The organism is Pseudomonas sp. B2021 (assembly GCF_018135665.1).
Taxonomy (GTDB): Bacteria; Pseudomonadota; Gammaproteobacteria; order Pseudomonadales; family Pseudomonadaceae; genus Aquipseudomonas; species Aquipseudomonas lactis.
The window spans coordinates 3,002,792-3,014,270 of sequence record NZ_SMOF01000001.1 but is presented as its reverse complement, the minus strand read 5'-3'; the positions used below and the strand labels follow the sequence as shown (position 1 = coordinate 3,014,270).

The 11,479-nt window shown below is 61.0% G+C and carries 14 protein-coding genes; 8 read left to right on the top strand and 6 right to left on the bottom strand.

The window, feature by feature from the left end:
- A partial coding sequence (locus E1K68_RS13300; RefSeq protein ID WP_212614202.1) for a ribonucleotide-diphosphate reductase subunit beta occupies positions 1 to 304 on the top strand: 304 nt, incomplete at its 5' end.
- Between the two features lie 118 nt (positions 305 to 422).
- Here the strand turns inward: E1K68_RS13300 and E1K68_RS13295 are convergent.
- Positions 423 to 722, bottom strand: a complete 300-nt coding sequence (locus E1K68_RS13295; RefSeq protein ID WP_212614892.1) for a putative quinol monooxygenase — start codon at positions 720 to 722, stop codon at positions 423 to 425.
- A gap of 185 nt (positions 723 to 907) precedes the next feature.
- Here E1K68_RS13295 and E1K68_RS13290 point away from each other — a divergent pair, with 185 nt between their 5' ends.
- From E1K68_RS13290 to pcsA, 3 genes are all read left to right on the top strand, one after another.
- Positions 908 to 1,393 carry a DUF1289 domain-containing protein gene (locus E1K68_RS13290; RefSeq protein ID WP_003191019.1) on the top strand — a complete coding sequence of 162 codons (486 nt, stop codon included), beginning with the start codon at positions 908 to 910 and terminating at the stop codon, positions 1,391 to 1,393.
- Positions 1,394 to 1,442: 49 nt separating this feature from the next.
- Positions 1,443 to 2,363 (top strand): class I SAM-dependent methyltransferase, encoded by a 921-nt coding sequence (locus E1K68_RS13285; protein ID WP_212614201.1) that lies wholly within the window; start codon positions 1,443 to 1,445, stop codon positions 2,361 to 2,363.
- A 148-nt stretch (positions 2,364 to 2,511) separates the two neighbouring features.
- Positions 2,512 to 3,228: a phosphatidylcholine synthase gene (gene pcsA / locus E1K68_RS13280; RefSeq protein ID WP_003191017.1), complete on the top strand. Its 717-nt coding sequence runs from the start codon at positions 2,512 to 2,514 to the stop codon at positions 3,226 to 3,228.
- A 4-nt stretch (positions 3,229 to 3,232) separates the two neighbouring features.
- Here the strand turns inward: pcsA and E1K68_RS13275 are convergent, their stop codons facing one another.
- From E1K68_RS13275 to E1K68_RS13265, 3 genes are read right to left on the bottom strand one after another with little or no spacing between them, the layout of a single operon-like run.
- The gene (locus E1K68_RS13275) at positions 3,233 to 3,997 is read right to left on the bottom strand and encodes a nuclear transport factor 2 family protein (RefSeq protein WP_034135520.1); all 765 of its coding nucleotides are present in this window, start codon (positions 3,995 to 3,997) and stop codon (positions 3,233 to 3,235) included.
- A gap of 39 nt (positions 3,998 to 4,036) precedes the next feature.
- Positions 4,037 to 4,507, bottom strand: a complete 471-nt coding sequence (locus E1K68_RS13270; RefSeq protein ID WP_137203826.1) for a nuclear transport factor 2 family protein — start codon at positions 4,505 to 4,507, stop codon at positions 4,037 to 4,039.
- A gap of 48 nt (positions 4,508 to 4,555) precedes the next feature.
- Complete coding sequence (locus E1K68_RS13265; protein WP_212614200.1) at positions 4,556 to 5,455, bottom strand: haloalkane dehalogenase; 900 nt, start codon at positions 5,453 to 5,455, stop codon at positions 4,556 to 4,558.
- A gap of 114 nt (positions 5,456 to 5,569) precedes the next feature.
- Here E1K68_RS13265 and E1K68_RS13260 point away from each other — a divergent pair, with 114 nt between their 5' ends.
- Together E1K68_RS13260 and E1K68_RS13255 are read left to right on the top strand one after the other, a co-directional pair.
- The gene (locus E1K68_RS13260) at positions 5,570 to 6,508 is read left to right on the top strand and encodes a LysR substrate-binding domain-containing protein (protein ID WP_212614199.1); all 939 of its coding nucleotides are present in this window, start codon (positions 5,570 to 5,572) and stop codon (positions 6,506 to 6,508) included.
- A gap of 233 nt (positions 6,509 to 6,741) precedes the next feature.
- On the top strand, positions 6,742 to 7,521 hold the full coding sequence (locus E1K68_RS13255; protein WP_003191011.1) for a TSUP family transporter: 780 nt from the start codon (positions 6,742 to 6,744) through the stop codon (positions 7,519 to 7,521).
- On the opposite strand, the gene nudC is transcribed toward E1K68_RS13255, so the two are convergent.
- Together nudC and E1K68_RS13245 are read right to left on the bottom strand one after the other, a co-directional pair.
- Positions 7,489 to 8,322 (bottom strand): NAD(+) diphosphatase, encoded by an 834-nt coding sequence (nudC, locus tag E1K68_RS13250; RefSeq protein ID WP_003191009.1) that lies wholly within the window; start codon positions 8,320 to 8,322, stop codon positions 7,489 to 7,491. The genes E1K68_RS13255 and nudC overlap by 33 nt on opposite strands.
- Before the next feature lie 5 nt (positions 8,323 to 8,327).
- Positions 8,328 to 9,140 carry a crotonase/enoyl-CoA hydratase family protein gene (locus tag E1K68_RS13245; protein ID WP_003191008.1) on the bottom strand — a complete coding sequence of 271 codons (813 nt, stop codon included), beginning with the start codon at positions 9,138 to 9,140 and terminating at the stop codon, positions 8,328 to 8,330.
- Positions 9,141 to 9,324: 184 nt separating this feature from the next.
- Here E1K68_RS13245 and E1K68_RS13240 point away from each other — a divergent pair, with 184 nt between their 5' ends.
- Positions 9,325 to 9,879 carry a UPF0149 family protein gene (locus E1K68_RS13240; RefSeq protein WP_137203828.1) on the top strand — a complete coding sequence of 185 codons (555 nt, stop codon included), beginning with the start codon at positions 9,325 to 9,327 and terminating at the stop codon, positions 9,877 to 9,879.
- A 255-nt stretch (positions 9,880 to 10,134) separates the two neighbouring features.
- Entirely contained in the window at positions 10,135 to 11,391 is a 1,257-nt protein-coding gene (locus tag E1K68_RS13235) for a 3-phosphoshikimate 1-carboxyvinyltransferase (RefSeq protein WP_212614198.1), read from the top strand.
- The last annotated feature ends 88 nt before the right edge of the window (positions 11,392 to 11,479 follow it).

Sequence of the window (11,479 nt, the reverse complement as noted above, 5' to 3'; positions counted from 1 at the left end):
GTGGGATGCCGAGATGAAGGAAGAAGCGACCCAGATGATTCTGCAGGGTACGCAGTTGGAGATCGAATACGCTCGCGACACCATGCCGCGTGGGGTGTTGGGCATGAATGCGGCGATGATGGAAGACTATTTGAAGTTCATTGCCAACCGTCGTTTGACGCAGATTGGGTTGAAGGAAGAGTACCCGGGCACCACCAACCCGTTCCCGTGGATGAGCGAGATCATGGACTTGAAGAAAGAGAAAAACTTCTTCGAGACCCGTGTGATCGAGTACCAGACCGGCGGTGCGTTGAGCTGGGACTGACGTAACGCTGTAGGAGCGAGCTTGCTCGCGAAGAACGTCAACGATAACGCGCTCATCCTGAATGAACGCGGCGCCCTTGGGATCTTCGCGAGCAAGCTCGCTCCTACCGTCAACGGCTTCAGTTCGACACCTGCTCCAGGAAAATCAACTGCAACGGCTCGCTGAGCAACGCATCCGCCGTGGCGGCAAAGCGCTGGAAGTAAGGCGTGGCAAAATGCTCATCCAGTGCCGCCTGGTTCTTGAATGCCTCGCGCATGTAGAACGTGCCGGGTTCGTCGCGTCGCTCGAACAACACGTAATCCAGATTGCCAGGTTCGGCCAGCGTCGGTTCGATCAGGCTCAGCAAGCCAGCTTTTAGAGCGTGCTCTTGGCCAGGTTTGGCCTTGAGTACGGCGAGGGATACCAGGGGTTTGGGCATGGCGATGTCTCTTTGAGTAGGTGGGTTGGAACAGCCGGCAACAGCGGTGAACATCACGGCGTACAGCCAGGCTTTGATCGGTGTTTTCATGGGTGTCGCTCGCAATGGATTGAAGCCATCGTTGCCCACTTGGCGACAAAGAAACACCGACTAAACACGCTTACACTTTCTTCAAAGGCTTGAAAATGCCGCACTCCATCAAGACCCCTTGCGTCGGCCTGTGCTCCACCGTCTACGGTGACCTGGTCTGTCGGGGCTGCAAGCGCTATCACCACGAGGTGATCCAGTGGAATGGCTATAGCGCCGAGGAAAAACAGGCGGTGTGGCTGCGTCTGGAACAACTGCTGGTGCAGGTGATGGCCAGCAAGCTGGAAGTGTTCGACCCGCACTGCCTGCGACAGCAGCTGGAAGCGCGCAAGATTCGTTTTATGCCGCACCAGTCGCCGTATTGCTGGGCATACCAGCTGATCGCACGGGGTGCGCGGGTGATTTCCAGGCTCGATGCCTATGGGTTGGCGTTGCTGCCAGAGTTTCGCGAGCGCCACCTGGCGGATTTGCGCGATGCGATAGATCGAGAGTTTTTTCTGCTGTCCGAGGCACATTACGAACGCTATATCGCCCCGGTTTTCTTGAAAGAGTCATTCGGCCCGGCGCTGATTGCCACGCGTTGACCCACAGTTGTGTTTAAAATGCCGCCCGCCCGATGACTGACCCTTAACGATGAACCCAGACGCACTCGCTACCCTGCACGCCCACTTGCTCACTGCCCTGGCTGACGCGCCTGCGGAAACCCGGCGCCTGTTCCATGGCCGTGGCCGCTGCTGGCCGGGCCTGGAACAACTGACGGTGGACTGGCTGCAAGGGGTGGTGCTGGTGGCGTTGTTCAAGGAAACCGAGCACCTGCAGGCCCTGAAGCAGACGCTACTGCACATCGACTGGGCCGCTTTCGGCGCACACACCGTGGCCCTGCAACACCGCTACCTGCCGCAAAGCACCACCGAATGGCTGGTGGGCGACGCCATCGACGAGCTGACCATCACCGAGGACGGCCTGCGCTACCTGATCGACCTGGGTAAAAAACAGAACAGCGGGCTGTTCCTCGACATGCGTTACGGGCGCAACTGGGTGCGCGAACAGGCCCAGGGCCAGCGCGTGCTGAATTTGTTTGCCTATACCTGCGGTTTTTCCGTGGCCGCCATCGAAGGCGGCGCCGACCATGTGGTGAACCTGGATATGGCCCGTGGTGCCCTCAGCCGTGGCCGCGACAACCATCGCCTGAATGGGCATGACCTGAGCCGGGTGAGCTTCCTGGGCCACGACCTGTTCAAGTCCTGGGCCAAGGTGACGAACAACGGCCCTTACGACCTGGTGATCATCGACCCGCCCTCCTTCCAGAAAGGCAGTTTCCTGCTGACCAAGGATTACCAGCGCGTGCTGCGCCGCCTGCCGGACTTGCTCAGTGCCCACGGCACCGTACTGGCATGCATGAACGATCCTGCCTTCGGCGAAGATTTCCTGATCGACGGCGTGACCCGCGAAGCACCGGGCCTGCGCTTTGTGCAGCGGCTGGAAAACCCACCGGAATTCCCTGACATTGACCCACAGAGTGGGCTAAAGGCACTGGTGTTCCGTCAGGGCTGATGCCGAAACATCCTACGCTTGCTACGCTAACGGATACGCCGGGCGGTGAACCTTATCCTCCCCTTCCCGGTCGATACCTGCATTCCCTGGCCAGACTCGATGACGCTACGTCGTCGGCTGCCCCGTTTGACCTTTTGGAGAACCGCCCGTGATATCGACCCTGCATGTAGCCAGACTCAAAGCCTGGGGCGCCCACGGCTTTACCGCCACCGGTGTGGTACTGGCCTTTTTGGCCACCCTGGCGCTGCTGGAAAACTCCCCCAAGGCGTGCCTGCTGTGGCTGGGCCTGGCGCTGGTGGTGGATGGCGTCGACGGCTCGCTGGCGCGACGGGTGAATGTCAGCACGGTGCTGCCCAGCTTTGACGGCTCGGTGCTGGACCTGGTGATCGACTACCTCACCTACGTATTCATTCCGGCACTGTTTATCTACCGCTACATCGACCTGCCCGATTTCACCCACCTGTTTGCGGTGTCGGTGATCCTGGTGTCGTCGCTGTTCTGCTTTTGCAACGTGAACATGAAGAGCAAGGACAACTACTTCGTCGGCTTCCCTGCCGCCTGGAACGTCGTTGCCCTGTGCGTCTATATCATCCAGCCGGATGCCTGGGTCACCTTGCTGACCGTGATCGGCCTGGCGCTGTTGACCGTGACGCCGATGAAGTTCCTGCACCCGTTCCGGGTCAAGCGCTTCATGCCGATCAACATCGCGGTGACCACGATCTGGCTGTTGTGCAGCTTCCTGATGGTGGTGGACTACCCCAACACCAACCCATGGACATTTGGCCTGTGGTCGCTGATGTCGGCCTATTTCCTGGGTATCTGCATCTGGCGCACGGCCGTGGAATGGCTGGGCGCGCACAAATAACGCTCTAGAACGCCCCGTTGTCGTGGGGTACGACATCGGGGAACACCGCCGCTACCTGCCACTGTTCAGCGATCTTTGCATGCGCATCGACTCTGAACAGGTCCCAGAAGGTGTGGGTTTGACCATTGACCCGCCCTTCTGACTGGACCGCGACAAACTCACCTTCAGCCACCATCTTCCTGATCGCGACATACTCCTTGTCGCTCACCGCCAACGCTTGCGTCAGGCAAGCGGCGCCATCGGCAATTTCCGTAATGTGCTGTGCCAACCCATGCTTGCTGATGAACTCGGGCAGGCGCTGATGCTGCTTGTCGACCAGTACCGTCTGGACGAAGGCTTTAGCCGTGTTTGCGCTCTGCTGCGTCATGCCTGCATGTTCAACCGTCGCCGGGCCGTCAAGCTGGGTGCGGCCGGAGGCAGAAATGCGCATCACGGGCACCGACGCATCCCAATGTTCCTGGATCTGATCATCCGCGACGCGGAACATGTCGACGCCGACAACAGCTTCGCCGCCGGTGAATACGCCGTTGAGCCAGTTGCGATGAATACCGTGCAACACCACCAGGTCGCCGTCGCTGAAGATCCGCACCAGCTCGTAGCTGTAGTCGTCTCGCAGGCTTGCCACTAACTGCTCAAGACCTTCTCGGCCGGTTTGCACATAGGGGCTGTGCTGCTCGTAGGTCGGGGCGACCCACTTCTGGATAACGGCCGGGTCCTTGGCGGTCATCAGTTCGGTCCACATCGTGGTTACCACGTCTTTTGCGTTCATGTTTCACCTCGTCTTTGCAATTGGGAACTGTCGCAGTCGCTACTTCGCGTCGCCGTCAACAGCGCGCGCCAGGCCGAAATCGCGCAGCGCGACGTAGGGGTCCCAATGCTCGCGATAGGTTTTGATCTTGCCGCCGTCCAGCGTCACGATCGAAATGTAGTTCTGCTCATAGAGCTTGCCCGAGCCCTTGATGGTGGCCGTGCCGGTGTATTCGTAAACGTAGGTATGCGGGGTCTTCAGCGTGTGGATGATCCAATTTTCTACCGGTCCGATATCCAGATTTTCCATATAAGGCACGAGCGAGCTGAAGTAGCGCTTCATGGCCTCGGCTCCACGGACCTCCTTGAAGAACAGGCCAAACTCTATGGGCGCGAACGGAAATTCCCAACCGCCGTCCGGGGTGAAATAGGGAATCATCCGTGTCGGGTTTTCGGTCCAGCCGTTGACTGCATTGCAGACAAAGCGCGCCACTTCCAACGCATCGTCGGGGCCTTTGTAGGTGTGTTTCATGGTCTACCTCCAGGGGTCAGGTCATGCACGGGTGTGAATGGGATGGCTTCAGGTGATGGGGCGCAGTTCTCGCAGGAAGAGCGACAGCGCCAGGCCGATCTCGGCCGGAGAGTCTTCCTGCAGGCTATGAATGCCCGGCACGCTGACCTCGCGTTGATTGGCCCATGTGCGGGCATAGGCCAGCGCACGCCCGGTGAGCACCGCGCCTGGCTCCCCGACGATCAGCAGCTTGGGCAGTGCCTCGGTCGCCAACCATGCGCCAGACGCCTCGATGATCTTGACGACATTGGCCGGTTCACCCTCGATAGGCAGTTCGCGGGGCCAGGCCAGGGTCGGCCATCGGTCTTCCCGGGTGGCAAAAGGCGCGCGGTAGGCGTCCATTTCCTCGACGCCCAGGGTGCGCAATGTGGTGCGAGGCAGGATCCCTTCGATGAAGAGGTTCTCCTCAAGGATCATCTGCTCGCCTGGTTCCGAGCGCAGGGCTTTGAAGAGGTCCTTGCCTGCGCCGGCGTAATCGTCCCAGCTTCCCGGAAACACCACACCTTCCATATACACCAGCGCCTGTACACGATCCCGGTTGCGGTTGGCCCAATGCGCTCCCAGTGCAGTGCCCCAGTCATCGGTGACCAACACAACGTTGGTCAACCCCATGGCCTCGAACCAGGCATCGAGATAGCGGGCATGATCCTCGAAGCAATAGGCGCGAGTCGGCGACTTGCCCGAGAGCCCCATACCCACCAGGTCCGGCGCCAGGCATCTGCCGTGTGGCAGCACGTGAGGAATGATATTGCGCCACAGATAGGACCACGTGGGGTTGCCATGCAGGAAGACGATGGGGTCGCCTGCGCCGACGTCCACGTAGCTCATGTCGGTGTCGAGCACGGCAACTCGCTGGCGTGGATGAGGGTCGCCATATTGCGCAAGATTGGCGGCGGTAAGCAGAGGCATGTCGGGGGCTCCTTGAGTACCAGCTGATTCGGTGAGTCATCAGCCTAACCAAAGGACAATCATCCCAATAGATGCTAGTTTTGAACCTTCTGTTACTTAAAACCGGACAATCGTATGACCACCCAGGCTGTGCTGGAGGACCTCAACGATCTCTACTATTTCTCCATGGTCGCCGAGCACGGCGGGTTTTCGGCGGCGGGACGGGTGCTGGGCATCCCCAAGTCGCGGCTCAGCGCACGCGTCGCGGCGCTCGAACAACGCCTGGGCGCCCGCTTGTTCCATCGAACCACGCGCCACGTGTCCCTGACCGACCTCGGTGAGCGGTTTTTCATCCACTGCCGCGCCTCGATCACCGAAGCGCTCGCAGCCCAAGAGGTCATCGACATGGCCAGCGCCGCGCCGCGTGGGCTGGTGCGCATCAGTTGCCCGGTGCTGGCGACGCAGGTATTCCTGGCCCCTAACCTGCCGGCGTTCATGACCCTTTACCCCCAAGTGCGCGTACAGGTGCTTGCCACCGATCGCACGGTGGACCTGCAGGCAGAATCGGTGGACATCGCCGTGCGGCTGCGCCGGCCGGAGGACATGGACCCCGACCTGGTCGCCAAACCCCTGGGGATCAGCCGGCGCATCCTGGTCGCCAGCCCGGACTACCTCCATCGCACGGGGTCGCTGTCTCATCCGGACGAGCTGGCACAACGGCCAACGCTCTACTACGAAGCGGCGGATGAGCCGCAGCCACAATGGCTGCTGGTGGGCCCCGATGGTGCGCGCACCACCGCCAAGCTGCGGCCGACCTTGATGTGCAGGGAGCATGAAACGATCCTGAATGCGGCCATCCAGGGGTTGGGCATCGCGATGATGCCGGATGTTGCGTGCCTGCCCGCCCTAGCTCGACAGCAATTGGTGGTGGTGCTGCCAGAATGGAGTGCCCCCGAGCTGACGCTGCACCTGGCGTATTCGGCGCGGCGCGGCATGCTGCCTTCGGTCAGGGCGCTGATTGACTTTCTGTCCGAGCATCTGCCACAGATTGTGATGCAGAACTCGGTTCGGTGAGGCTGGGTGTCTACCCGCTCCCACAGAGGTTCTGTGCCAGGCGCAGATTTTGTGGGCAATACATAACCAATGTGGGAGCTGGCTTGCCTGCGATAGCGGTGGTTCAGTTGAAAATTCAGTGACTGACAGGCCGCCTTCGCGGGCAAGCCCGCTCCCACATTTGAATCGCCTAGACCCGCCACATCGCAGTAAGATGCTGGCTTTCTGCGGCCCTCCAACAATAAGCCCTGCCCATGCCTTTCGAACTCAGCGTTGACCTCACTACCCTGGCCATCCTGGCCGTTGTCGCTTTTATCGCCGGTTTTATCGACGCCATCGCCGGCGGTGGCGGTTTGTTGACCACGCCCGCCCTGCTCACCGCTGGCATGCCGCCGCATCTGGTACTGGGCACCAACAAACTCAGCTCCACCTTCGGTTCGGCCACCGCCAGCTTTACCTTCTACCGCCGCAAGCTGTTCCACCCACGCCAATGGGTGCACGCCATCGTCGGTACACTGATCGGTGCGCTGACCGGCGCGGTCGTCGCCCATTACTTGCCCGCCGAAACCCTGAACAAGATGCTCCCGGTGATCGTCTTCGCCTGCGGTGTGTACCTGCTGTTCGGTGGCACGCCCAAGGCGCCGCTGGATGCCGAGGCACCGATCAAGAAGAAATGGCAAGCCACCCAGGGCTTTGGCCTGGGCTTCTACGACGGCGTGGCCGGGCCCGGCACGGGGGCGTTCTGGACGGTCAGCACGATGCTGCTGCACCCTATCGACCTGGTGAAGGCCAGCGGCGTGGCGCGCAGCATGAACTTCGTCAGCAACGCGGCGGCGCTGACGGTGTTCATCATCAATGGGTCGGTGGACTGGATTGTCGGCCTGGCGATGGGGGTGTCGGTGATGTGTGGCGCGTTCTTTGGCGCACGCAGCGCGATCAGCGGCGGCGCCAAATTCATTCGCCCGGTGTTTATCACCGTGGTGCTGGGCCTGACCGTACGCCTAGCCTGGCAGCACTGGTTCAGCGTGGCCTAAGCGGCGGGCCACGTAGAGGTCGATGAGGTAACGCGCAATCGAGCGTGACGCCGGCAACGGCGGCAGCTCGTGGATATTGAACCACTGCGCATCTTCGATCTCGTCGGCCTGGGGCACGATATCGCCACCGGCGTATTCGGCATGAAAGCCCAGCATCATCGAGTGAGGGAACGGCCAGCATTGGCTGCCCATGTACTGGATGTTCTTGACCTCCACCTGCACCTCTTCACGCACTTCCCGGATCAGGCAGTCTTCGGCGGATTCACCCGGTTCGGCAAAACCGGCCAGGGTGCTATAGACCCCCGTGACGAAACGCGGAGAACGCGCCAGCAGGATCTCATCGCCACGGGTCACCAGCACGATCATGCTTGGCGAGATACGCGGGTAGCTGCGCAGGTCGCAGGCCTGGCAATACATCGCCCGCTCCCTAGGCACCTGCACCATCGCCTGGCCACAACTGCCACAAAAGCGGTGCTCCCGCGCCCAGGTGCCGATCTGCGCGGCGTAGCCCAGCACTTTGTACAGGGTGTGATCGCCTTGCAGCATAAAGCCGCGCAAGCCCTGCCAACTGCACCCTGGCACATCCGCCACCGAGTCGAGTTCCAGCAGGTACACCGGCTCGCCGTCGAGGTGGCCGATGCCGTGTTCGGCAAACACCGACAGGTCCTGGCGTTTGAGCCATTCGCGCGGGAACAGCGGGCCATTGGTGTCGTGTAAAAAGCCTTCGCGGCTGCGGGCGACGGCCCAGCCGCCAGGGGCGTCGTTGTCCAGCAGCGTTGTAGTAATCCAGCCTGGGGTCATGTCGGTCAATCCACGAATTCGGGTTTCTGCTTACTCATGTGGGCCGCGATGGCCACGCGCAGGTCGTTGGATTGCAACATAGCCGAGTTCCAGGTGGCAACGTATTCCAGGCCGTCATTGACTGTGTGGTCACGCATGTAGCTGATCATGGCCTTGGTGCCGGTCACGGCAATCGGCGACTTCGCGGCGATTTGCTGGGCGAGGTCCATGACACCCGCCAGCAGGCTTTGCTGATCAGCAAACACGCGGTTGACCAGGCCGATGCTACGGGCTTCTTCAGCGCCGAACTGACGGCCGGTGTAGGCCAGTTCACGCAGCATGCCGTCGCCGATAATGCGGGGCAGGCGTTGCAAGGTGCCGACGTCGGCGGCCATGCCGATGTCGATCTCCTTGATTGAGAATTGCGCGTCCTCGGCGGCATAGCGCATGTCGCAGGCACTGATCAGGTCGATGGCGCCGCCGATGCAATAGCCCTGGATCGCCGCCAGCACGGGCTTGCGGCAAGTGTCCACAGCGTTGAACGAGGCTTGCAGCTCGAGAATCTTGCGGCGTAGCAGACGCGCATTGCGCCCCACGTCCTTGCCAAAATCATTGGCGATCGAGGCCAGCATCATCAGGTCGATGCCCGAGGAAAAGTGCTTGCCCGCCCCGCTGAGCACCACGGCACGCACGGCGTCGGTTTCGTCGATCCATTGGAAGATGTCGATGATTTCGGTCCAGAACGCCGCGTTCATGGCGTTGATCTTTTCCGGGCGATTGATCTGCACATGGGCAACGTTGCCGCTGAGTTCGACAACGAAGGCTTGGTATTCGGACATGGCAGTGATCCCTGACTGGCGATTGAGAAAGGCCAGACTATATCAAGGGTGCGCCACGGCGCATCGGCCAAAAGCGGGACTGGCACCGGCGCAGGAAAAGACGCTGGATAAAACCCCGCACACACGCCATCCTTCGCGCTTTAAGCCGCCCCAACCGCGGCGCTCGACGTTTTAAGGATATGCCATGCACGCCCAACCCCTCGCTCCCGCCGATTTCGAATTCATTGACGCCACCTTGCTCAAATACGGCGAAGACCACTCGGTGCTGAACATGGCCGAACTCGACGGTTACTTCACCGCCCTGGTTTCCAGCCCGGCCAAGGTGGATGTGGCCGAGTGGTTCCCGGCGATCTGGGGCGGGCAAAACCCTGAATGGGACAACATGGACGAGGCCCAGGCTTTTCTCGAACTGTGCGTACGCCATATGAATACCCTGGCCGCGCAATTGGCCACTGACTCCCAGGCATTCAAAGCCCGTTTCGATGAAACAGAACATCAAGACCAGGCGGTGACCCTTGCCGAGGAATGGTGTTTTGGTTATGTGCGCGGCGTCGCGATCGCCAACTGGCCACCATTGCCCGCGGCACACGCCGGGCAACTGGCGCGGATTTCCTGGTGCGCCGAACAGGACAATTTCGAACTACCGGCGGATCTGGATGTAAATGCCCATCAACTGCAGGTCAGCGAAATCGAACCGGCTGCGCGGGCGCTGCATGACTACTGGCTGAGCCAGCGTTAAGGCAGGCAAACCTTTTTTTGTAGGAGCGAGCTTGCTCGCGAAAAACTTCCAGGCGCCGCGCTCATTCAGGAAGCACGCTTTATCGTTGACGTTTTTCGCGAGCAAGCTCGCTCCTACATTATTTGGGCCGCAGCGCATTCCAATAAATCACGCAGATCACCCGTTCACTCGACAAGCATGGCGTGTTTGCCTGATGATTCGGGTCCGCACGTCGGCCACTCCACGCCACCTCGCCTTGACCAGGAGCCTTGTACCTTGAGTTCGCAGAAAACCGTGACCGTTACACCGCCCAACTTCCCCCTCACTGGCAAGGTCGCGCCCCCCGGCTCCAAATCCATTACCAACCGTGCGCTGTTGCTGGCGGCACTGGCCAAGGGCACCAGCCGGTTGAGCGGTGCGCTCAAAAGCGATGACACGCGCCATATGTCGGTAGCCCTGCGGCAGATGGGCGTCACCATCGACGAGCCGGACGAGACCACCTTTGTCGTCACCAGCCAAGGCTCGCTGCAATTGCCGGCACAACCGTTGTTCCTCGGCAACGCCGGCACCGCCATGCGCTTTCTCACGGCTGCCGTCGCCACCGTGCAAGGCACCGTGGTGCTGGACGGTGACGAGTACATGCAAAAACGCCCGATCGGCCCGCTACTGGCTGCCCTGGGCCAGAACGGCATCCAGGTCGACAGCCCCACTGGCTGCCCACCGGTGACGGTACACGGTGTGGGCAAGGTCAAGGCCAAGCGCTTTGAGATTGACGGTGGCTTGTCCAGCCAGTACGTATCGGCCCTGCTGATGCTGGCCGCGTGCGGCGAAGCGCCGATTGAAGTGGCACTGACCGGCAAGGACATCGGCGCCCGTGGCTACGTGGACCTGACCCTCGATTGCATGCGTGCGTTCGGTGCCCAGGTGGACGTCGTGGACGACACCACCTGGCGCGTGGCCCCCACCGGTTATACCGCCCATGACTACCTGATCGAACCCGACGCTTCCGCCGCCACTTACCTGTGGGCCGCAGAAGTACTGACCGGTGGCCGTATCGACATCGGTGTAGCCGCGCAGGACTTCACCCAGCCCGACGCCAAGGCCCAGGCTGTGATCGCGCAGTTCCCGAACATGCAGGCCACGGTGGTAGGCTCGCAAATGCAGGATGCGATCCCGACCCTGGCGGTGCTCGCCGCGTTCAACAACACGCCGGTGCGTTTTACCGAACTGGCGAACCTGCGCGTCAAGGAATGTGACCGCGTGCAGGCGCTGTACGATGGCCTCAACGAAATTCGCCCGGGCCTGGCGACCATCGAGGGCGATGATCTGCTGGTAGCGAGCGACCCCGCTTTGGCTGGCACCGCCTGCACCGCACTGATCGACACCCACGCCGACCATCGCATCGCCATGTGCTTTGCCCTCGCCGGGCTTAAAGTCTCGGGCATTCGCATTCAAGACCCGGACTGCGTGGCCAAGACCTACCCTGACTACTGGAAAGCCCTGGCCAGCCTGGGCGTTCACCTAAACGACTGACACACAAACCTGTAGGAGCGAGCTTGCTCGCGAAAAACGCACAGGTTCCGCGTTTCTTCAGGAAACACGCGTTATCGTTGACGTTTTT

Coding starts and splice junctions, on each gene's coding strand:
- E1K68_RS13295 (WP_212614892.1), bottom strand. CDS start 722: ATGCCCAAACCCCTGGTATCCCTCGCCGTACTCAAGGCCAAACCTGGC.
- E1K68_RS13290 (WP_003191019.1), top strand. CDS start 908: ATGCCGCACTCCATCAAGACCCCTTGCGTCGGCCTGTGCTCCACCGTC.
- E1K68_RS13285 (WP_212614201.1), top strand. CDS start 1,443: ATGAACCCAGACGCACTCGCTACCCTGCACGCCCACTTGCTCACTGCC.
- E1K68_RS13275 (WP_034135520.1), bottom strand. CDS start 3,997: ATGAACGCAAAAGACGTGGTAACCACGATGTGGACCGAACTGATGACC.
- E1K68_RS13270 (WP_137203826.1), bottom strand. CDS start 4,507: ATGAAACACACCTACAAAGGCCCCGACGATGCGTTGGAAGTGGCGCGC.
- E1K68_RS13265 (WP_212614200.1), bottom strand. CDS start 5,455: ATGCCTCTGCTTACCGCCGCCAATCTTGCGCAATATGGCGACCCTCAT.
- E1K68_RS13260 (WP_212614199.1), top strand. CDS start 5,570: ATGACCACCCAGGCTGTGCTGGAGGACCTCAACGATCTCTACTATTTC.
- E1K68_RS13255 (WP_003191011.1), top strand. CDS start 6,742: ATGCCTTTCGAACTCAGCGTTGACCTCACTACCCTGGCCATCCTGGCC.
- nudC (WP_003191009.1), bottom strand. CDS start 8,322: ATGACCCCAGGCTGGATTACTACAACGCTGCTGGACAACGACGCCCCT.
- E1K68_RS13245 (WP_003191008.1), bottom strand. CDS start 9,140: ATGTCCGAATACCAAGCCTTCGTTGTCGAACTCAGCGGCAACGTTGCC.
- E1K68_RS13240 (WP_137203828.1), top strand. CDS start 9,325: ATGCACGCCCAACCCCTCGCTCCCGCCGATTTCGAATTCATTGACGCC.